The sequence below is a fragment of the Ancylobacter oerskovii genome (assembly GCF_018390555.1).
Classification (GTDB): Bacteria; Pseudomonadota; Alphaproteobacteria; order Rhizobiales; family Xanthobacteraceae; genus Ancylobacter; species Ancylobacter oerskovii.
Genome location: NZ_JAHBGB010000027.1, coordinates 106,835 through 126,467 on the forward strand (window position 1 = coordinate 106,835; position 19,633 = coordinate 126,467).

Consider the following 19,633-nt stretch of genomic DNA (forward strand, 5'->3'; position numbering starts at 1 on the left):
AACAAAAAAGCATCGAGGGACGCGCCATGGGCAATTTCGGGCAATTGATGGACGGCTTCGCCGTCGCGCTCACCACCCATCACCTGATGATCATGGTGATGGGCGTGCTTCTCGGGCTGGTGGTCGGCGTGCTGCCGGGCCTCGGCGCGCCGAACGGCGTGTCGCTGCTCCTCCCGCTTACCTTCACCATGGATCCGATCTCCGCCATCATCCTGCTCACCTCCATGTATTGGGGCGCGCTGTTCGGCGGATCGACCACCTCCATCTTGTTCAACATTCCCGGCGAACCCTCTTCCGTCGCCACCACCTTCGACGGCTACCCGCTGGCGAAACAGGGGCAGGCGGCGCGCGCGCTCACCCTCGCCTTCACCTCGGCCGGCATCGGCGCGCTCACCGGCGTGCTGGTCATCACCCTCTTGTCCAGCTGGGTGGCGAATTTCGCGCTGCGCTTCGGCGCGGCGGAATATTTCGCCGTCTATTTCATGGCCTTCGCCAGCTTCATCGGCATGTCCGGCGGCTCGCCGTTCAAGACGCTGGTGTCGATGATGCTCGGCTTCGCCGCCGCCACGGTGGGCATCGACACCATCTCCGGCGAGTCGCGCCTCACCTTCGAGCTCGACGAACTGATCGGCGGCATCTCCTTCCTCATCGCGGTGATCGGCCTGTTCGGCCTCGGCGAATTGCTGCTCACCATGGAAGAGGGGCTGAAGTTCGAGGGGGTGAAGGCCAGGCTCGACATCCGCGTCATCGCGCGCGCCGTCGCCGAGGTGCCGCGCTACTGGGCGACGCTGATCCGCAGCGCGCTGATCGGCTGCTGGATGGGCATCACCCCCGGCGGGCCGACCGCCGCCTCCTTCATGAGCTACGCGCTGGGGCGCCGCTTCTCGCGCCGGGGCCGCTTCTTCGGCAAGGGCGAGCCGGAAGGCATCGTCGCCCCGGAGACCGCCGACCATTCCGCCGGCTCCTGCGCGCTGCTGCCCATGCTGGCGCTGGGCATTCCCGGCTCCGCCACCGCGGCGGTGATGATGGGCGGGCTGATGATCTGGGGCCTGTCGCCGGGGCCGATGCTGTTCTCCACCCGCCCGGATTTCGTCTGGGGCCTCATCGCCTCCATGTATATGGGCAACGTCATCGCCGTGGTGCTGGTGCTGGCCACCGTGCCGCTGTTCGCCTTCATCCTGCGGGCACCGTTCACCGTGGTCGGGCCGCTGATCACCGTCGTCTGCGTCATCGGCGCCTATACCGTCGCCAACCACATGTTCGACGTCTGGCTGGCGCTGGGCTTCGGCATCGTCGGCTATGTGTTCAAGAAGCTCGATTACCCGCTCGCCCCCTTCGTGCTCGCCATGGTGCTGGGCGACAAGGCGGAGGACGCCTTCCGCCAGGCCATGCTGACCTCGGACGGCTCGCCGGCGATCTTCTTCTCCAACGGCCTCGTCGCCACCATGATGGGCCTCGGCCTGCTGCTGCTGTCCCTGCCGGTACTCTCCCTGCTGCTCAAGGGCGGCCGGGCGGCGCCGAAGAACGACGCGGCCGCGACGCCGGAAGGGAGGTCGGCGTGATCGACTTTCCGATACCGGCGGTTCCCGCCTATCCTACGGCCGGGAAACGCTCAGGCTCGCAGAAGCCGCCAGGAACAGACCGCATGTCCTCCGCCCCTATCGTCCGCCATTCCCTCCACGAATCGCTCGTCGCCCCGCTGCGCGAGATGATCCTGCAAGGCGAGCTGCGCCCGGGCGAGAAGGTGCCGGAGGAGGAGCTGAGCGAGCGCTTCGGGGTCTCGCGCACGCCCATCCGCGAGGCGCTGAAAGTGCTGGCGGCGGAAGGCGTGCTGCAGATCCTGCCGCATCGCGGCGCCATCGTCGCCCGCATCACCGAGGAGCAGATCGAGGAGCTGTTCCCGATCATGGCCTCGCTGGAGCGGCTCGCCGGCCTGCTGGCCTGCCAGCAGGCCACCGATGCCGACGTGGCGCGGGTGCGGGCGCTGCACGAGCGCATGGTCGAGTGCTACCAGAGCGGCGACGAGGTCGAGTACCTCCGGCACAACCGCCTGATCCACGAGGCCTTCTTCGCCATCGCCGGCAACGCCACCCTCTCGGCCTTCTACCAGCAGATCCTCACCCGCATCCATGCCTGCCGCTTCGTGGTGCGCAAGAGCCGGGCGCACTGGCAGGCGGCGGTGGACGAGCACACCCAGATGATCGAGGCCTTCGAGGCCCGCAATGCCGTCCGCCTCGCCGCCCTGCTGGAGACCCATGTCACCGGCACCACGGTCGGCATCGCCCGCGCCTTCGTCAGCCGCATGCAGGAAGAGGGCGCCGCGCAGGAGCCGGCACCGGCGAAACCGCGCGGCCGCGGGCGCCGGCTGTCGGGCGCCGCCACCGGCTGAAGGCCCCGGCCCGCGAGGGCCGGCACGCCCAGTTCGTAATTATTGATTTTATATGCGGGCTATTCCCGCGGAAAGGCTCGAAACCGATGACCGATGTTCTGGACCATTCGCGGGAAAAGCCGGCCACCCAGCGCCGGGGCGACACCGCCGCGCCGCCGCGCCCGCTCCCCCTCGCCGGCGTGCGGGTGCTGGACGTCAGCCAGGTGATGGCCGGCCCCTATAGCTGCATGCTGCTGGGCGATCTCGGCGCCGACGTCATCAAGATCGAGCCGCCGGGCACCGGCGACCAGACGCGCGGCGCCATGGGGTTCAAGATGAAGGGGCCCGACAGCATGGGCTTCCTCAACATGAACCGCAACAAGCGCTCGGTGGCGGTGAACCTCAAGACCGATGCCGGCCGCGAATTGTTCTACGAGCTGGTCAAGAGCGCCGACATCCTGGTCGAGAACTACCGGCCCGGCGTGATGAAGAAGCTGAAATGCGACTACGAGACGGTGAAGAAGTACAATCCCCGCCTCGTCTACGCGTCGATCTCCGGCTTCGGCCAGTCCGGGCCCTGGGCCGGACGGCCCGGCTTCGACCTGATGGCGCAGGCCATGTCCGGCGTGATGAGCGTCACCGGCCATCCCGGCGGGCCGCCGGTCAAGGCCGGCGTGCCGGTCGCCGATATCGGCTGCGGCCTGTTCGCCACCTATGCCGTGCTGGCCGCCTATATCGGCGCCAAGGCCACCGGCGAGGGCCAGTATATCGACGCCTCGCTGTTCGAGGCGGCGCTGGCCTTCTCGGTGTGGGACATCTCGGAATATTGGGGCCGCGGCACCCAGCCGATTCCGCTCGGCACCGCCAACCGCATGAGCGCGCCCTATCAGGCGGTGAAGTCCAAGGACGGCTATTTTGTCATGGGCGCCACCAACCAGAAGCTCTGGCTGCAGCTCTGCGACACGCTGGGGCGCCCCGAGCTCGTCGAGGATCCGCGCTTCAGGACCAATCCCGACCGCCTCGCCCATCGCGAGGAGCTGATCGAGGAGCTAGAGAAGACCTTCGTCACCCGCACCTCCGACGAATGGGTGGAGGCGCTGCTCGACGTCGGCATTCCCGCCGGCACCATGTACACTTATCCCGAGGCGTTCGAGAGCGAGCACGGGCGCCATCGGCAGATGCGCATCGAGATCGATCACCCGAACGAGGGCAAGGTGTCGAATATCGGCTTCGCGGTGAAGCTCACCGGCACGCCGCAGCAGGTGCGCCTGCATCCGCCGCTGCTCGGCCAGCACACCGACGAGGTGCTGAAGGAGATCGGCCTCGACCGCGCCGCCATCGAGGACCTCACCGCCCGTGGAGCCTTCGCGTCATGAACGCCGTCGCCAAACTCGAAGCCGGCCAGAAGGTGAACCCCGCCGCCGAGGACGGCCAGGGCGCCGTCCGCCTCTCCATCGAGGGAGCGGTCGCCCGCCTCGTCTTCGACCGTCCTTCCGCCCGCAACGCCATGACCTGGCGCATGTATGAGCAGCTGGCCGAGGCCTGCCGCGTCATCGCGGCCACGCGCGAGGTGCGGGTGGCGGTGCTGCGCGGCGCCGGCGGCAAGGCGTTCATCGCCGGCACCGATATCGAGCAGTTCCGCGCCTTCTCTTCGGGTGCCGACGGCATCGCCTATGAGGAGAAGGTCGAGCATTATGTCGGCGCGCTGGAGGCGCTCGCCGTGCCCACCGTCGCGGTGGTGGAAGGCTGGGCGGTCGGCGGCGGCATGGCGCTCGCCAATGCCTGCGACTTCCGGCTGGCGACGCCGGGCGCGCGCTTCGGCGTGCCGATCGCCCGCACGCTGGGCAACTGCCTCTCCGCCTCGAACGTGCAGCGCCTCGTCGCCACGCTCGGCGTCAGCACCGTCAAGCGCATGCTGCTGCTCGCCGAGACGCCGAAGGCCGAGGAGCTGCCGCCGGGCTATGTGACGGTGGTGGCGCCGGAGGAGATCGACGCCCGCGTCGAGGAGATCTGCGCCCGCCTGGTGTCGCACGCGCCGATCACGCTGCGCGTCACCAAGGAGATGCTGCGCCGCCTCGCCCATGATCCCGACGCCGCCGACGCTGATCTGGTGCGCGAGACCTATGGCTCGGCCGATTTCCGCGAGGGCGTCGAGGCCTTTCTCGGCAAGCGCCCGCCGAACTGGCGCGGCGAATAGCCCTCCCCGCCTTCGCGGCTTCACGATCCGACGCATGACCACGCCCGCGGCCCTCCCCGCGGGCGTTTTCGTCGGTCCGCCCGGCATTCCTCAGGCTTTCGCATCAAGTTTCCTAAAGGAACATATTGTTCGCTTCCGGCCGTAATGCTTTGATGCGGCTCACAAGGGCCGTGCTGCTGTCGGAGGCGCCGCGATGGACATGAAGATCGCCGAAGACCAGGGGATCGACCTGGGCGGCCGGGTGAAGGGGCTGCGCGGCCGCGCCGGCTTCACCATCAAGGAGGTGGCCGCCCGCTCCGGCATCTCGCCCTCCGCCATCTCGAAGATCGAGAACAACCTGCTCTCCCCCACCTATGACAACATCATCCGGCTGGCGCAGGGGCTGGGGGTGGATATTTCCGAGCTGTTCTCCTCCACCCGCAAGCAGGCGCCGCACGGCCGCCGCTCGCTCACCCGCGCCGGCCAGGGCGATTACATCCGCACCCGCGCCTACACGCTGGAAATGCTCTGCTCCGACCTGACCGCCAAGCGCATGCAGCCGATGAAGGCGCGGCTGCGCGCGCATGAGGCGCGCGAATTCGGCACGCTGGTCGCCCATGCCGGCGAGGAGGTGGTGCTGGTGCTCAGGGGGCAGGTGACGCTGCTCACCGAATTCTATGCGCCGGTCACGCTCGAGGAGGGTGACAGCGTGTATTTCGACAGCACCATGGGCCACGCGCTGCTGAGCGCCGGCAGCGAAGATGCGGAGATCTTCTGGGTCTGCGCCGCCGACCAGAGCCTTACTTTCGAGGAAGCCCCGCCGGACTCCCCTTGACAGTTTCATAATAGGAATAAAACATTCCTATAAGAAACGCGCTACCAATTATCTACAAAACAAATATACATCTGCCATCCATGTCCAGAGGATGCTCACATGACTGAAACGGTCGGCAGCCGCCGCACCTTTCTCACCGCCGGATCGCTGGTCGGGGCCGCCGCGCTCGCCGCCACCGCCGGCCCGGTCCTCGCCCAGGATGCCGCCGCCGGCAGCTCGCTGAAGGCGATCCGCGATCGCGGCGAGCTGCGCATCGGCGTCGCCCCGGGCGAGCCCTGGTTCTACAAGGACCAGCGCACCGGCGAGTGGTACGGCCTCGGCTGGGGTCTCGGCGTCGCGGTCGCCAAGGAGCTCGGCGTGAAGCCGGTGCCGGTGGAAACCACCTGGGGCAATGCGGTCGCCGCCCTCCAGGCCGGCCAGTTCGACGTCATGTTCACCATGGACGCCACGCCGCAGCGGGCGCTGGCGGTGGATTTCCCGGTGCAGCCGATGTTCTGGTACGCGCAGGGCGTGCTGCTGGCCGATGGCGTGAACGTCACCTCGTGGGAGGAGATGAACAAGCCGGAGTTCCGCATCGGCGTGGTGCTCGGCACCTCGCCCGACCGCGACATCACCGTGCGCCTGCCCAAGGCCACCATCGAGCGTTTCCCCAGCGCCGACGAGACCGGCGCCGCCTTCATCGCCGGCCGCATGGACGGCATCTCGCTGTTCCACCCGGCGCTGGTGATGCTGCAGTCGCGCATCAAGCGCGGCAAGATCATCCTGCCGCAGCCGCTGCGCGAATCCCCCTCCTCCGCCGCGGTGCCGAACGTCCCCGACAAGAGCTGGCGCGACTGGCTGGGCATCTGCATGGCCTATTTCTACGCCACCGGCCAGACGCAGAAGATCTTCGAGGACTATCTCGCCTTCCGCGGCATCGATCCGGCCGCGACGCCGGCGATCATGCGCGAGCGCTGGAAGTCCTGATCCCTCTCCACCCGTTCGGCGCGCCGCGACCCCGGCGCGCCGAATTGCTTTTGCGCCCTCCCGTCTCCCGCAGCCGCAAGGCCGATCCGAATGCAATATGTGTGGGACTTCCGGCCGGTCTGGCTGAATTTCGGCGTGCTGCTGGAAGGGCTGGTCAACACGCTGAAGCTGTCCGGCTTCTCGATCGGCCTCGGCCTCGTCATCGGCCTCGTGCTGGCGCTCGGCCGGCTGGCGCCGACGCGGTTCCTCTCCATTCCCGCCACCGCGATCATCGAGTTCTACCGCAACACCCCGCCGCTGGTGCATTTCTTCTGGTATTTCTACGGCCTGCCCATCCTCACCGGCATCAGCCTCACGCCCTTCGCGGCGGCGGCGGCGGCGCTGTCGGTACAGTCCGGCGCCTTCTTCGCCGAGGTGTTCCGCGGCGGCATCGTCTCGGTGGAGCGCGGCCAGTGGGAGGCCGGGCGCGCCATCGGCATGGGCCACGCGCAGCTGATGCGCCGCATCATCCTGCCCCAGGCGTTCCGCCGCATGATCCCGCCGCTGATGGAACGCTCCTTCGAGCTGGTGAAGACCACCTCGCTCGCCGCCACCCTCACCTATGGCGAGCTGGTCTACAAGGCGATGGTGCTGGCCACCCAGACCTACAGGCCGATGGAGATCTACTCCACCATCGCGGTGATGTTCTTCACCGTGCTGTTCCTCGCCAGCCTCGGCATGCGGGCGGTCGAGCACCGGCTCGCCCGCCGCGCGGCCCGCTGAAGGAGGGCGCCATGAGCTATTCCTTCCAGTTCGGCGAGATCCTGGCCAATGGCGACCTGCTGCTGCGCGGCCTGAAGCTGACGGTGCTGCTCTTCGCCCTCGCCTTTTCCGGCGCGCTGGTCTGCGGCCTGTTCATCGGGCTTGCGCGCGGCTCCGCCCGGCGCCTGCCGAACCTCATCGCCACCGCCTATATCGAGCTGTTCCGCAACACCCCGGTGCTGGTGCAGCTGATCTGGTTCTACTACGCCATGCCGGCGCTGACGGGCTGGCAGCCCACCGCCTTCACCGCCGCCGCGCTCGGCCTGTTCCTCAACACCTCCGCCTATTGCGCGGAGATCTGGCGGGCCGGGCTGCAATCGCTGCCCGCCGGCCAGTGGGAAGCCGGCCGCGCCATCGGCATGAGCGAGTGGCAATTGCTGCGCCGGATCGTCGTGCCGCAGGCCATCGCCCGCATGGTGCCGGCCTTCACCAATCGCGGCGTCGAGCTGGCCAAGATGACCTCCATCGCCTCCACCATCACCGTGCAGGAGCTGATGTACGAGGCGAAGATGCTGAGCACGCAGACCTTCCTGCCGCTGGAGACCTTCACCGTGGTGGCGGTGATCTATTTCGTCCTCATCTATCCGGGAACGCTGGCCGCCTATGCGCTCGAGCGCCGCCTCAACTCGAAGGGAGCCTGAGCATGGCTGACGCGACACCCGTCCTCGCCGTCGAGGGGCTGCGCAAGAGCTTCGGCCCCAACGAGGTGCTGAAGGGCATCGATCTCAAGGTCGGCGCCGGCGAGCGCATCGCCATCCTCGGCTCCTCCGGCTCCGGCAAGAGCACCTTCCTGCGCTGCATCAACTTCATGGAGACGCCGAGCGCCGGCCGCATCGTGCTCGATGGCGCGCCGATCGGCACGCAGGGCCGGGGCGGCGTCCTCGCCGCGAAATCCGCCGAGCTGCGCCGGCTGCGCACCCGCGTCGGCATGATCTTCCAGCAGTTCAACCTGTTCCCGCACATGACGGTGCTGGAGAACGTGATGGAAGGCCCGGTGACGGTGAAGGGCCTGAAGCGCGAGGAGGCCCGCGCCAAGGCGCAGGACTATCTGAAGCGCGTCGGCCTCGCCGAGAAGGCCGACCAGTATCCCCAGCGCCTGTCCGGCGGCCAGCAGCAGCGCGTCGCGATCGCCCGCGCGCTGGCCATGGAGCCGGAGATCCTGCTGTTCGACGAGCCGACCTCCTCGCTCGACCCCGAGCTGGTCGGCGAGGTGCTGGACGTCATCCTCGGCCTGTCGCAGGAGGGGCGCACCATGCTGCTCGTCACCCACGAGCTCGGCTTCGCCTATCACTTCGCCACGCGGGTGCTGTTCCTGCACGAGGGGCGCATCCACGAGCAGGGCACGCCGGACGAGGTGCTGAAGAACCCCGGGCAAGAACGCACGCAGGCCTTCCTGCGCCGCTTCTCCGCCTTCCATTTCTGAGTGAGAGTGACAATGGCCGAGGAAAAGGGCGCGCAGACGCCGGTCGAGGACCCGCGCAACCACGATCTGTGGATCTGGCTCAACGGCCGGCTGGTGAAGCGCGCCGAGGCGCTGGTGTCGATCTTCGACGCCGGCTTCGGCCTCGGCGACGGCGTGTGGGAAGGCATCCGCATGGCGAAGGGCCGGCTGGTGCTGGTCGATGACCATCTCGACCGGCTCTATGAGGGCGCCAACACCATCGCCCTCGACATCGGCCTGACCAAGCCGCAGATGAAGGCGGCGCTGGAGGAACTCTGCGCCGCCAACGGCATCGACGATGGCGGCCATCTCCGGCTGATGGTCACGCGCGGCGAGAAGCACACCGTGCATCAGGACCCGCGCAACGCGCTCGGCCGGCCCACCATCGCCATCACCGCCGAGTTCAAGGTGCCGGACCCGGAGATCAAGAAGGCCGGCATCAAGCTGTTCACCTCCAGCTTCCGCACCTCCGGCCCGGACAGCTTCGACCTGCACCTCAATTCGCACAGCCGGCTCAACTTCATCCGCCCGCTGCTGCAGGCCATCGCCGCCGGCGCGCATGAGGCGCTGATGCTCGATCCCGCCGGCTTCGTGGCGAGCTGCAACTCGACCAATTTCTTCATCGTGAAGCGCGGCGAGGTGCTCACCTCCACCGGCCGCACCTGCTTCAAGGGCATCACCCGGCGCAAGGTCATCGAGCTCTGCGCCGGGGAAGGCCTCACCTGCCGCGAGACCGACTTCACCCTCGCCGACGCCTACAACGCCGACGGCGCCTTCGTCACCGGCACCTTCGGCGGCCTCACCCCGGTGCGGAGCCTCGACGGCCGCGCCCTCGGCAGCGCGCTGCCCTGCCCCGTCACCGCCCGCCTGTCGGACCTCTATGACCGCGCCTTCCTCAGCTGATCCCCTCCCCGCGGAGGCCGGCGTCACCGCCGCCGTCAGCCGCTTCGCCGCCGGCTTCGACGGCGCCGGCATCCCGGCGGCGGTGCGGGCGAAGGCGCGCCTGCACATCATGGACAGCCTCGGCTGCGGCCTCGCCGGCGCGCCGACCGACATGCAGAAGCGCATCCTCGCCGCGACGCGGGCCGAGGCGCGTCCCGGCCCCTGCCGGGTGCTGGGCGAGGCGGAAGGCTTCGGCCCGGTGGCGGCGGCCTTCGTCAATGCCGCGGCGATGAACGCGCTCGATTTCGACGACGGGCTGGAGGACGAGAACGGCCGCGGCATGGGCCATCCCGGGGCGAGCCTGGTCGCCGCCGCGCTCAGCGCCGCCTTCGAGCGGCCGGTGTCCGGCGCCGCCTTCGTCACCGCCGTTGCCCTCGCCTATGAGGTGAACAACCGGCTGATCCGCGCCATGCAGCCGAGCCTGGAGCGGTTCCGCCTCGTCTATGGCGTGTGCCAGCACCAGGCGATCGGCGCCGCCATCGCCTATGGCCGGCTGATGGGCCTCGACGCCGGCGGCATGGAGAACGCGCTCGGCTTCGCCGGCAGCTTCGCCAATGTGCCGAGCCTGCGGAAATATAATTGGGAACGCCGGCCGCTCGTCACCTTCAAGGATTTCCTCGCCCCGGCGGCGGAAGCCGGGGTGCGCGGCGTCGCCCTGCACCGCGCCGGGCTGGTCGGCGCCAGGGCGGTGCTGGACGGTCCCTCCGGCCTGTGGCGCATGCTGGGTTCCGACCAGTTCGAGCCGCAACGCCTCACCGATGGCCTCGGGGCGCGCTGGACGCTCGGCTTCAACACCATCAAGCCCTACCCCGCCTGCCGCTGGATGCATGCGACGCTCGGCGCCTGCGAGGCGCTGCTGGCCGATCACGCCATTCCCGCCGAGGCGATCGAGGCCGTCACCGTGCACACCGACGCCGCGCTGCTGCGCGACTTCATGGATGCGCGCCCGCTCAGCATCAACGACGCGCAATTCTCCTTCCCCTATGCCATCGCGGCGCTCGCCCTGCGCCTCGACCGCCCGCGCTGGTACGAGGCGGCGAACATGGCCTCGCCGGAGCTTCTGAGCCTCGCCGACCGCGTCACCGGCGCCGTCGACGCGCAGGCCAGCGCCCTGATGAGCGGCCAGCGCCGCCCCGCCGGCCGCGTCGCCATCAGGCTGAAGGACGGCACGCACCATCATTCCCCGCTCTCGGTCGAGGCGCCCGGCGGGGTGGCACGGCCGCTGCCCGAGGGCGCGGTGGAAGCGAAGTTCGCGGCCAATGCCGCCGTCGCCTTGGGCGATGAGGGGGCCGCCGGGCTGCTGGCGCTTCTCGATCATATCGAGAACGTCCCGGATATCGGCGCCGCCCTCGCCGCCCGGCTCTGAGGCGGGCGGCGCGGACGCCGGCTCGCCGCCGTCTCGACGAATTTTCTCGCCGAACCGCCACCGGGCGCGCTATGGCAACGGCAGGCGATCCGCCGGCGGCGCGTGCCGGCGGGACGGGCAGCAGGGACATTTCGCCATGAGCGAGCAGATCAGGATCGGCATTCTCAAGACCGGCAGCGCCCCCGAGGGTCTTCTCGCGGCGCAGGGCGACTACGACGCCTGCTTCCGCCGCCTGCTGGCCGACGAGGCCTTCGCCTTCGCCACCTACGACATCGAGCACGGCCTCTTCCCCGAGGGCCCGGCGGCGGCCGATGCCTGGATCATCACCGGCTCGCGCCACGGCGTCTATGAGGATCATGCCTGGATCGCGCCGCTGGAACAGCTGATCCGCGACATCCAGGCCGCCGGCCGGCCGCTGGTCGGCATCTGCTTCGGGCACCAGATCGTCGCCCAGGCGCTGGGCGGCCGGGTGGAGCGCGCCGCCGGCTGGATCGCCGGCCCGCAGCTCTACAGGGACCGCGACGGCAATGCATTCGCCGTCAATGCCTGGCACCGCGACCAGGTGGTGGAGCTGCCGCCGCAAGCGGAGGTCTTCGCCAGCGGCGAGGGCTGCATCTTTGCCGGGCTGAGCTATCCCGGCCCGATCCTCACCCTGCAGCCGCATCCCGAATTCGGCAGCGACTACGTGCTCGGCCTGCTGGCCGAACGCGGCGCCACCCTGCCCGCTCCGTTGCAGGCGCATGTCGAGACGGCGCGAACCCGGTCGCCCGACCTCGGCTATCTCGTGCCGCTGCTGAAGGGCGTCCTCAAGGGCGATGCCGCCCGCATGGCCGCCGCCTGAGGCGCCGCCCAAGGTGCCGCGACGCGCAAGCGTCATCGCCGCGACATCGATCCGTCGTAACGGACCGGTGTCGCCCGTGAGCGGGAGCCCACCTTGCCGCAACTGACCGCCCGCAACCTCAGCAAGACCTTCGACGGCGTCCGCGCCGTCGATGCGGTGAGCTTCGTCATCCCCGACGGCGCCTTCCTCGCTTTGCTCGGCCCGTCCGGCTGCGGCAAGACCACGCTGCTGCGCATCATCGCCGGCCTCGAGGCGCCCGATGGCGGCGAGCTGCATTTCGACGATCTGGCCGTCGCCGGCCCCCATGGCGTGCTGCCCCCGGAGGCGCGGCGGCTCGGCATGGTGTTCCAGTCCTATGCGCTGTGGCCGCATATGAGCGTGCGCGGCAATATCGAGTTCGGCCTCAAGGTGCAGAAGCTCCCCGCCGCCGAGCGGCGCCGCCGCATCGAGGAGGTGCTGGAGGTGGTCGGGCTCGTCGGCCATGCCGAGCGCCGCCCGCACGAGCTGTCCGGCGGCCAGCGCCAGCGCGTGGCGCTCGCCCGGTCGCTGGCGCTGCGCCCGCGCCTGATCCTGCTTGACGAGCCGCTCGCCAATCTCGACGCGCATCTGCGCGAGGCGATGCTGGCCGAGTTCCGCCGCATCCATTCCATGACCGGCGCCACCTTCGTCTTCGTCACCCACGACCAGGAGGAGGCGATGGCGGTCGCCACCCGTGTGGCGGTGATGAAGAGCGGCCGGCTGGAACAGCTCGGCACGCCGGAGGACCTCTACCGCCGGCCGCAGACCGAGAGCGTCGCCCGCTTCATCGGCCGCGGCCGCACGCTGCCGGTGGAGGTTCTCGCCGAGCGGGACGGCCTCTGCACCGTCGATCTCGCCGGCACCGTGCTGAAGGTCGCCGGCCGCGCTCCCGCCGGCCCCGGCTGGCTGTGCTTCCACGCCTCCGACCTCGCCCGCGTGCCGCAGCGCGGCCACCTCGCCGGCGAGGTGGTCAACCAGATCTTCCAGAACGGCATCTACACCACCGAGCTGGTGCCGCTCGGCATCGATGTCGAGACCCTCAGCCTCGCCCTGCCCGAGCGCCTCGCGCCGGGTACGCGGGTGGAGGTGCAATTGTCCGGCGGCTGGGTCATCCCCCGCATGCCCTCCGCCACTCCCGCCCTCGCCGGCGCCGCGGCCGGTGGCCGGCAGGCCGGCGCGAACGTCATGGAACCGTAGCAAAACCGCAGTCGATCCGTCGTAACGCGCCGATATCAAGCGCGCTTCCGCGCAACGCATGAGAGGTGATCGGGATGTCCCTTCGCGCCCTTCTCGCCGCCGCCCTCCTGGCCGGCACCGCTCTCGCCGCCTCGGCGGAGACGATCACCGTCTACACCTCGCAGCCGCAGGACCAGATGGCGGCGGTGATCAAGGCGTTCAACGCCGAGCACCCCGACATCAAGGTCGAGCTGTTCCGCTCCGGCACCACCGAGGTGATGGCCAAGCTGCGGGCCGAGCAGGCCGCCGGCAAGAGCCCGGCCGACGTGGTGCTGATCGCCGACACCGTCGCCATGACGCAGCTGAAGAATGACGGCCGCCTCTACGCCTTTGCCGACGCGCCGGTCCAGGGCATCAACCCGGCGGTGATCGACAGGGACCGCACCTATTTCGGCACCAAGCTGATCACCACCGGCATCGTCTACAACACCAATCTGGTGAAGACGCCGCCGACCTCGTGGAAGGACCTCGAGGCCGCCGAGGCCGCCAGGGCGACGATCATGCCGAGCCCGCTCTACTCCGGCGCGGCGGTGATCCATCTCGGCACCATGCTGCAGCAGCCGGCCTTCGGCTGGGACTATTACAAGGCCCTCGCCGACAAGGGCGCCGTGGCCGGCCAGGGCAACGGCACCGTCATCGAGGCGGTGGCGCGCGGCGAGAAGGCCTATGGCGTCATCATCGAGTACATGGCGCTCAACGCCCGGGCCAAGGGCTCGCCGGTGGACTTCGTGTTCCCGCAGGAAGGCGTCAGCGTCATCACCCAGCCGGTCGGCATCCTCAAGGACAGCGACGCGCTGGAGGCGGCGAAGACCTTCGTGAAATGGCAGCTGTCGAAGCCGGCGCAGCAACAGGCCGCCGAGCAGGGCTATTTCCCGGTGTTGGAGGGCGTCGCCCCGCCCAAGGGCTATCCCGACCCGGCGACGCTGAAAGTGCTCCCCGCCGATGCGGCGGTGATGCTGAAGGACGACAAGAAGAACAAGGAAGGCTTCGCCGACCTCTATGGCGGCTGACACCGCGCCCCCTCGCCCCGAGCCTTCCCGCCCAGGGCCTTCACGCCCAGGGCCTTCACGCCCAGAGCCTTGCCGCCCCGCGCCCCCACACCCCGCGCGCCCACGCCTGCGGCGCGCGGGCCGCTCCGGTGGCGGCGAGCCGGCGCTGCTCCTCCTCGTCCTCGCCTATGTGGCCTTCACCACGCTCTGGCCGCTGGCGCAGCTGTTCGCGGCGGCTTTGCGGCCGGGCGAGGACGGCAGCCCGCTCGGCCTGATGGCGGAGGTGCTGGCGAGCCGCGCCACCGCCCGCGCGCTGTCGGGCACCCTCGTCACCTCCGGCCTGTCGGTGATCGTCTCGACGACGCTCGGCGTCGGCCTCGCCTTCGCGGTCGGCCTTCTCCGGCTGCGCAGCCGGGCGGCGCTCACCTTCCTCATCCTGATGCCGCTGGTCATTCCCTCCCAGACCATGGCTCTGGCGTGGATCGAGCTCGCCGGCGCCAATTCGCCGATCCTCGGCGCCCTCGGCCTGGCGCCGCCGCCCGGCACCACCAACCCGCTCTATTCCGTTGCCGGCATCGCGCTGGTGATGGGCGTCGAGCACATGCCGCTGGTCTTCCTCGCCACCCGCGCCGCGCTGCGCGCCGTGCCGGCCGATCTGATCGAGGCGGCGCGGGTGATCGGCACGCCCCGCCGCCGCATCGCCGCCGGCATCGTGCTGCCGCTGGTCGCGCCCTCCATCCTCGCCGGCGCGCTGCTGGCCTTCACCGCCGCCATCGGCAATTTCGGCGTGCCGGCGCTGCTCGGCATTCCCGGCCGGGTCTCGGTGCTGACGACGCTGATCTACCAGCGGCTCAACGGTTTCGGCCCGTCCGCCGCCGGGCAGGTGGCGGTGCTGGCGCTGGTCATGGCGGCGCTGGCCGCCGCCGCCCTCGCTCTGCGCGGCCTCGCCTTGCGCCGGCTCGCCGTGCCGCTGCCGGCCGGCCGGCCCTTCGAGCCCGCGCGCCGCTCCCCGCTCGGCGAGGGCGCGATCTGGCTGGTGGTCCTGGTGATCGCGGTGGTGCCGCTCGCCGCGCTGGTGATGACCGCGCTGCTGCCGGCGGTCGGCGTGCGCTTCGGCGCCGGCACCGCCAGCCTGGCGCAGTTCGCCGCCGTGCTCGGCAACGAGGCGGTGCGCCGCGCCTTCGCCAACTCGCTGCTGCTCTCGCTGGCCTGCGCCGTCGTCGCGGTCGCCGTCTCCGTGCCCTTCGCCTATCTCGTCACCCGCCGGCCCGGCCGGCTGGTGCGCGGGCTCGACCTCGTCGTCGAGGTGCCCTGGGTGATACCCGGCACGGTGGTGGCGCTCGGCATGATCCTCGCCTTCCTGCCGCCGCTGCCGCTGCTCGGCGTGTCGCTCTATGGCAGCATGGCGATCCTGCTCGTCGCCTATCTCGCCCGCTTCCTGCCGCTGGTGCTGCGGCCGGTGACGGCGGCGGCGCAGACCGCCGATCCCGCGCTCGACGAGGCCGGGCGCATCGTCGGCGCCGGCCTCGCCCGGCGGCTCACCCGGATTTTCCTGCCCGGCGTGCTGCCGGCGGCCGTCGCCGGCGCCCTCCTCGTCGTCATGACCGCGCTCAACGAGCTCACGCTCTCGGCGCTGCTGTGGTCGTCGGGGCACGAGACCATCGGCGTCATGGTGTTCGCCCTGCAATATGAGGGCAACTCGACCGCCGCCGCCGCGGTGGCGGTGCTGTCCACCCTGCTGGTGCTGGCCCTGTGCGCGCTCGCCAATGCCGCCGCCCGCTGGCTGCCGGAGCGGATCCTGCCCTGGCGGCAATAGATCGACGTCAACAGGCTGATATCCCTCGCCTTCTTCCTCCCGCCGCCTTCGCGCCGGCATTTTTCGGGGAACCCTCGGCGCCCTCGATGCTTGTCTGGGGGGTGGGCGGCAGTGCCGTCGAAGCACAGCGAGGTATCGGAATGCACCGTCGGGACATCCTGCTTGGAATGGGCCTCGCGGCCATGGCGCAGTCTCCCATCCTGGGACTGCTGACCAGCGAGGCCCGCGCGCAGGAGGCCGGCGGCAAGCCCACGCCCTTCGATGCCGAGACGGTACGCCGGCTGGCGCGCGATTTGGCCGCCAAGCCTTTCGCGGCGGCCAATCGCGACCTGCCGAAGGAGATCGACCAGCTCAGCTACGACGATTACCGCAACATCCGCTTCAATCCCGACCGTGCGCTGTGGCGCGGCCAGGGCACGGCCTTCGAGGCACAGCTGTTCCATCGCGGCTTCCTGTTCCGCGACCGCGTCGACATCTCCGTCGTCGCCGACGGCAAGGCGCAGAAGCTCGCCTATGACCCGACCATGTTCCGCTTCGATCACGGGCTGAAGCCGCCCGATCCGAAGATCGACCTCGGCTATTCCGGCTTCCGCCTCCACAGCCCGATCAACCGGCCGGATTATTTCGACGAGGTCGCGGTCTTCCAGGGCGCCAGCTATTTCCGCGCCATCGGCAAGGGCCAGACCTACGGCTCCTCCGCGCGCGGGCTCTCCATCAAGACCGGCGATTCCGGCGGCGAGGAATTCCCGGCATTTCGCGAATTCTGGCTGGAACAGCCGCGTCCGGGCTCGGATTCCATCGTCCTGCACGCGCTGCTGGACAGCCCCAGCGGCGCGGCCGCCCACCGCTTCACCATCCGTCCCGGCGAGACCACGCTGATGACGGTGGAGATGAGCGTGTATCCGCGCGCCGATATCGATCAGGTCGGCATCGCCTCGCTCACCAGCATGTTCATGTTCGGCCCCAACGACCGCGACGGCATCGACGATTTCCGGCCGATGGTCGGCGACGCCAACGGGCTGTCCATCGCCACCGGCAATGGCGAGCGGCTGTGGCGCCCGCTCAGCAATCCCCGGCGGTTGGAGATCTCCTCCTTCGCCGTCTCGGATCTGCGCGGCTTCGGGCTGATGCAGCGCCTGCGCTCCTTCTTCGACTATCAGGACCTCGAGGCGCGCTATGAGCGCCGCCCCAGCGTCTGGGTGGAGCCGATCGGCGATTGGGGCGACGGCGCGGTGGTGCTGGTCGAGATCCCGACGCCGGAGGAGGTACACGACAACATCGTCGCCTTCTGGCGTCCGCGCGAGCCGCTGCGCAAGGGACGCGAATACACCTCCACCTATCGCCTCCATTGGGGCTGGGACGGGCCGGACCGGCCCGAGCTCGGCCGCTTCGGCGCCACCCGCGTCGGCGGCACCGCCGAGCGCCGGCTGTTCGTGCTCGACGTGGTCGGCGGCAAGCTGAAGGACCTGCCGCCGGAAGGCCTGTCCGCCCGCGTCACCGCCGACAAGGGCGAGATCGGCGACATCGTGGTGCAGAAGAATCCCGAGATCGAGGGCTGGCGCATCTCCTTCGCCCTGGCGCCGGGCGGCAACGAGGCGGTGGAGCTCCGCGCGGAATTCCTGCGCGGCGATGAGCGCCTCGCCGAGAGCTGGATCTATCGATGGACGGCGTGACGCCGCTCCGGCAGGAGCCCGGCATGCGGCCTCCTCCCGCCCCCGCCTTGCCGCCGGAGGCGCCGCTCGCCATGCCCGTGCAGTCGCTGCGCCGGGCGCCGCCCGCCGAGCAGCTGCCGCGCCGGGCGTCGCTGTTCGTCCGCCGGCTGTTCGTCATCGGCGGCGCGGCGGTGCTCACCGTCTTCGCCGCCCGCGAAATGTACCGGGTGCTGGAGGTCGGCGGGCTGACGCTGCTGGAAAGCCTGGTGCTCGGCCTGTTCGTGGTGCTGTTCGCCTGGATCGGCTTCTCCTTCACCAACGCGCTGAGCGGCGCGCTGACCATGCTCGCCCGCCCCGATGACGGCCTCGGCATCGATGCCTCGGCGCCGCTGCCGGCGCTGTCGACGCGCACCGCCATCCTCATGCCGACCTATAACGAGGACCCCTCGCGCATCTTCGCCGGCCTGCAGGCGACCTATGAATCGCTGGAAGCGACCGGCGCCCTCGACGCCTTCGACTTCTTCATCCTCAGCGATACCACCGACGCCGACGTCTGGATCGCCGAGGAAGCCGCCTTCCTCGCGCTGCGCGCACGCACCGGCGGCGAAGCGCGCCTGTTCTATCGCCGCCGCCCGCGCAACATCGACCGCAAGGCCGGCAACATCGCCGAGTGGGTGACGCGCTTCGGCGGCGCCTATGACCACATGCTGGTGCTCGACGCCGACAGCGTGATGACCGGCGCCTGCATCGTCCGTCTCGCCGGCGCCATGGAGGCGAGCCCACGTTCCGGGCTCATCCAGACATTGCCGGTCATCGTCGGCGGGCGCACCCTGTTCGCCCGCATGCAGCAATTCGCCGGCCGGCTCTATGGGCCGCTCATCGCCTATGGCCTCGCCGGCTGGCACGGGCCGGACAGCAATTACTGGGGCCACAACGCCATCATCCGCACCCGCGCCTTCGCCGGTTGCGCCGGCCTGCCGCATCTGACCGGCCGCAAGCCGTTCGGCGGCCACATCCTCAGCCATGATTTCGTCGAGGCGGCGCTGATCCGCCGCGGCGGCTGGGGCGTGAACATGGTGCCGTGGCTGGAAGGCTCCTATGAGGAAGGCCCGCCCTCGCTCACCGATCTGGCGGTACGCGACCGCCGCTGGTGCCAGGGCAACCTCCAGCACGCCGCCGTGCTGCCGACGCGCGGCCTCAATCCGCTCAGCCGGCTGCACATGCTGGTCGGCATCGGCTCCTATGCCACCGCGCCGCTCTGGCTGATCATGCTGCTCGCCGGCCTGCTCACCGCCTTGCAGGCCCGCTTCGTGCCGCCGGACTATTTCCCCGCCGAGTTCTCGCTGTTCCCCAACTGGCCGGCGCAGGACCCGGTCCGCGCCGCCTGGGTGTTCGTCGGCACCATGGGGGTGCTGCTGGTGCCGAAGCTCATCGCCTATGCGCTGATGCTGTTCCAGGGCCCGCTGCGGCGCGGCTTCGGCGGCGGCGTCCGCGCCTTTCTCAGCCTGCTGGCGGAGACGCTGATCGCCGGCCTCATCGCCCCCGTCACCATGCTGGCGCAATCGGCGGCGGTCGCTTCCATCCTCGCCGGGCGGGACGGCGGCTGGCAGCCGCAGCGCCGCGACGACGGCAGCGTGAGCGCGCGGCAGACCTTCGTGCACTTCCTGCCGCACACGCTGTTCGGCCTTCTGCTCGCCGGCGCGGCGATCGCCATCTCGCTGCCGCTGTTCTTCTGGATGAGCCCGGTGGTGCTCGGCCTCGTCCTCGCGGTGCCGCTGGTGCTGTGGACCGGCGCCGCCCGCCCGCTGCTCGCCGGCGTGCTGAAGACCCCGGAGGAGATCGCCCCGCCCGCCGTCCTCGCCCGCGCCAAGGCGCTGGCCCGCGAAACCGGCGCGGCCGGCCCGCCCGGCGAGGCGACCTCCCGGCTCGCCGCCGATCCCGCCCTGCTGGCCGCCCACCGCGCCATGCTGCCCGATGACGGCCAGCGCGCGCCGGGCGACTACGCACCCGAGCGCCTGGTCGCCCGCGCCAAGCTGCACGACGCCCCCGATCTCGTCGCCGCGCTCGGCCTGCTCACCCCGCGCGAGAAGGCCGCCGCCCTCGGCGATCACGAGGCGCTGGAGCGTCTCATCGCCCTCGCCGTGCGCCCGCCGCCCGCCGGCTGAGCGCGCGGCGGATTCCCGCCC

General features: G+C 70.1%; 17 protein-coding genes. All 17 read left to right on the plus strand.

What is annotated here, in order from left to right; all coding sequences use genetic code 11:
- The first annotated feature begins 26 nt into the window (after window positions 1–26).
- The 17 genes from KHC19_RS12360 (at window position 27) to mdoH (ending at window position 19,612) form a co-directional block, all read left to right on the plus strand.
- Complete coding sequence (locus KHC19_RS12360; RefSeq protein ID WP_213352661.1) at window positions 27–1,562, plus strand: tripartite tricarboxylate transporter permease; 1,536 nt, start codon at window positions 27–29, stop codon at window positions 1,560–1,562.
- Window positions 1,563–1,645: 83 nt separating this feature from the next.
- Window positions 1,646–2,389, plus strand: a complete 744-nt coding sequence (locus KHC19_RS12365; RefSeq protein ID WP_213352662.1) for a GntR family transcriptional regulator — start codon at window positions 1,646–1,648, stop codon at window positions 2,387–2,389.
- Between the two features lie 86 nt (window positions 2,390–2,475).
- Entirely contained in the window at window positions 2,476–3,744 is a 1,269-nt protein-coding gene (locus tag KHC19_RS12370) for a CaiB/BaiF CoA transferase family protein (RefSeq protein WP_213352663.1), read from the plus strand.
- Complete coding sequence (locus KHC19_RS12375) at window positions 3,741–4,565, plus strand: enoyl-CoA hydratase/isomerase family protein (RefSeq protein WP_213352664.1); 825 nt, start codon at window positions 3,741–3,743, stop codon at window positions 4,563–4,565. Before KHC19_RS12370 ends, KHC19_RS12375 begins: the two co-directional genes overlap by 4 nt.
- 193 nt (window positions 4,566–4,758) lie before the next feature.
- On the plus strand, window positions 4,759–5,379 hold the full coding sequence (locus KHC19_RS12380; RefSeq protein WP_213352665.1) for a helix-turn-helix domain-containing protein: 621 nt from the start codon (window positions 4,759–4,761) through the stop codon (window positions 5,377–5,379).
- 99 nt (window positions 5,380–5,478) lie between these two features.
- A complete protein-coding gene (locus KHC19_RS12385) occupies window positions 5,479–6,345 on the plus strand; it encodes a transporter substrate-binding domain-containing protein (protein WP_213352666.1) in 867 nt (288 codons plus the stop codon).
- 90 nt (window positions 6,346–6,435) lie between these two features.
- Window positions 6,436–7,107 carry an amino acid ABC transporter permease gene (locus KHC19_RS12390; protein ID WP_213352667.1) on the plus strand — a complete coding sequence of 224 codons (672 nt, stop codon included), beginning with the start codon at window positions 6,436–6,438 and terminating at the stop codon, window positions 7,105–7,107.
- An 11-nt stretch (window positions 7,108–7,118) separates the two neighbouring features.
- On the plus strand, window positions 7,119–7,787 hold the full coding sequence (locus tag KHC19_RS12395) for an amino acid ABC transporter permease (RefSeq protein ID WP_213352668.1): 669 nt from the start codon (window positions 7,119–7,121) through the stop codon (window positions 7,785–7,787).
- Window positions 7,788–7,789: 2 nt separating this feature from the next.
- The gene (locus KHC19_RS12400) at window positions 7,790–8,569 is read left to right on the plus strand and encodes an amino acid ABC transporter ATP-binding protein (RefSeq protein WP_213352669.1); all 780 of its coding nucleotides are present in this window, start codon (window positions 7,790–7,792) and stop codon (window positions 8,567–8,569) included.
- A gap of 12 nt (window positions 8,570–8,581) precedes the next feature.
- Window positions 8,582–9,490 (plus strand): aminotransferase class IV, encoded by a 909-nt coding sequence (locus tag KHC19_RS12405; protein ID WP_213352670.1) that lies wholly within the window; start codon window positions 8,582–8,584, stop codon window positions 9,488–9,490.
- Window positions 9,468–10,895, plus strand: coding sequence for an MmgE/PrpD family protein (locus tag KHC19_RS12410; RefSeq protein WP_213352671.1), 1,428 nt, complete (start codon window positions 9,468–9,470; stop codon window positions 10,893–10,895). The genes KHC19_RS12405 and KHC19_RS12410 overlap by 23 nt, the downstream gene beginning before the upstream one ends.
- A gap of 136 nt (window positions 10,896–11,031) precedes the next feature.
- The gene (locus tag KHC19_RS12415; protein WP_213352672.1) at window positions 11,032–11,736 is read left to right on the plus strand and encodes a type 1 glutamine amidotransferase; all 705 of its coding nucleotides are present in this window, start codon (window positions 11,032–11,034) and stop codon (window positions 11,734–11,736) included.
- A 93-nt stretch (window positions 11,737–11,829) separates the two neighbouring features.
- Entirely contained in the window at window positions 11,830–12,951 is a 1,122-nt protein-coding gene (locus KHC19_RS12420) for an ABC transporter ATP-binding protein (protein ID WP_213352673.1), read from the plus strand.
- A gap of 74 nt (window positions 12,952–13,025) precedes the next feature.
- Window positions 13,026–14,000: an ABC transporter substrate-binding protein gene (locus tag KHC19_RS12425; RefSeq protein ID WP_213352674.1), complete on the plus strand. Its 975-nt coding sequence runs from the start codon at window positions 13,026–13,028 to the stop codon at window positions 13,998–14,000.
- A gap of 169 nt (window positions 14,001–14,169) precedes the next feature.
- Window positions 14,170–15,795, plus strand: coding sequence for an ABC transporter permease (locus KHC19_RS12430; RefSeq protein WP_213352675.1), 1,626 nt, complete (start codon window positions 14,170–14,172; stop codon window positions 15,793–15,795).
- 140 nt (window positions 15,796–15,935) lie between these two features.
- On the plus strand, window positions 15,936–17,468 hold the full coding sequence (locus tag KHC19_RS12435; RefSeq protein ID WP_213352676.1) for an OpgD/OpgG family glucan biosynthesis protein: 1,533 nt from the start codon (window positions 15,936–15,938) through the stop codon (window positions 17,466–17,468).
- Window positions 17,469–17,491: 23 nt separating this feature from the next.
- Complete coding sequence (gene mdoH, locus KHC19_RS12440; protein WP_246548785.1) at window positions 17,492–19,612, plus strand: glucans biosynthesis glucosyltransferase MdoH; 2,121 nt, start codon at window positions 17,492–17,494, stop codon at window positions 19,610–19,612.
- Window positions 19,613–19,633 lie beyond the last annotated feature (21 nt).

What these genes read in the sequence shown, in the direction of transcription:
- KHC19_RS12360 (WP_213352661.1), top strand. Translation starts at nt 27, where the DNA reads ATGGGCAATTTCGGGCAATTGATGGACGGCTTCGCCGTCGCGCTCACC.
- KHC19_RS12365 (WP_213352662.1), top strand. Translation starts at nt 1,646, where the DNA reads ATGTCCTCCGCCCCTATCGTCCGCCATTCCCTCCACGAATCGCTCGTC.
- KHC19_RS12370 (WP_213352663.1), top strand. Translation starts at nt 2,476, where the DNA reads ATGACCGATGTTCTGGACCATTCGCGGGAAAAGCCGGCCACCCAGCGC.
- KHC19_RS12375 (WP_213352664.1), top strand. Translation starts at nt 3,741, where the DNA reads ATGAACGCCGTCGCCAAACTCGAAGCCGGCCAGAAGGTGAACCCCGCC.
- KHC19_RS12380 (WP_213352665.1), top strand. Translation starts at nt 4,759, where the DNA reads ATGGACATGAAGATCGCCGAAGACCAGGGGATCGACCTGGGCGGCCGG.
- KHC19_RS12385 (WP_213352666.1), top strand. Translation starts at nt 5,479, where the DNA reads ATGACTGAAACGGTCGGCAGCCGCCGCACCTTTCTCACCGCCGGATCG.
- KHC19_RS12390 (WP_213352667.1), top strand. Translation starts at nt 6,436, where the DNA reads ATGCAATATGTGTGGGACTTCCGGCCGGTCTGGCTGAATTTCGGCGTG.
- KHC19_RS12395 (WP_213352668.1), top strand. Translation starts at nt 7,119, where the DNA reads ATGAGCTATTCCTTCCAGTTCGGCGAGATCCTGGCCAATGGCGACCTG.
- KHC19_RS12400 (WP_213352669.1), top strand. Translation starts at nt 7,790, where the DNA reads ATGGCTGACGCGACACCCGTCCTCGCCGTCGAGGGGCTGCGCAAGAGC.
- KHC19_RS12405 (WP_213352670.1), top strand. Translation starts at nt 8,582, where the DNA reads ATGGCCGAGGAAAAGGGCGCGCAGACGCCGGTCGAGGACCCGCGCAAC.
- KHC19_RS12410 (WP_213352671.1), top strand. Translation starts at nt 9,468, where the DNA reads ATGACCGCGCCTTCCTCAGCTGATCCCCTCCCCGCGGAGGCCGGCGTC.
- KHC19_RS12415 (WP_213352672.1), top strand. Translation starts at nt 11,032, where the DNA reads ATGAGCGAGCAGATCAGGATCGGCATTCTCAAGACCGGCAGCGCCCCC.
- KHC19_RS12425 (WP_213352674.1), top strand. Translation starts at nt 13,026, where the DNA reads ATGTCCCTTCGCGCCCTTCTCGCCGCCGCCCTCCTGGCCGGCACCGCT.
- KHC19_RS12435 (WP_213352676.1), top strand. Translation starts at nt 15,936, where the DNA reads ATGCACCGTCGGGACATCCTGCTTGGAATGGGCCTCGCGGCCATGGCG.
- mdoH (WP_246548785.1), top strand. Translation starts at nt 17,492, where the DNA reads ATGCGGCCTCCTCCCGCCCCCGCCTTGCCGCCGGAGGCGCCGCTCGCC.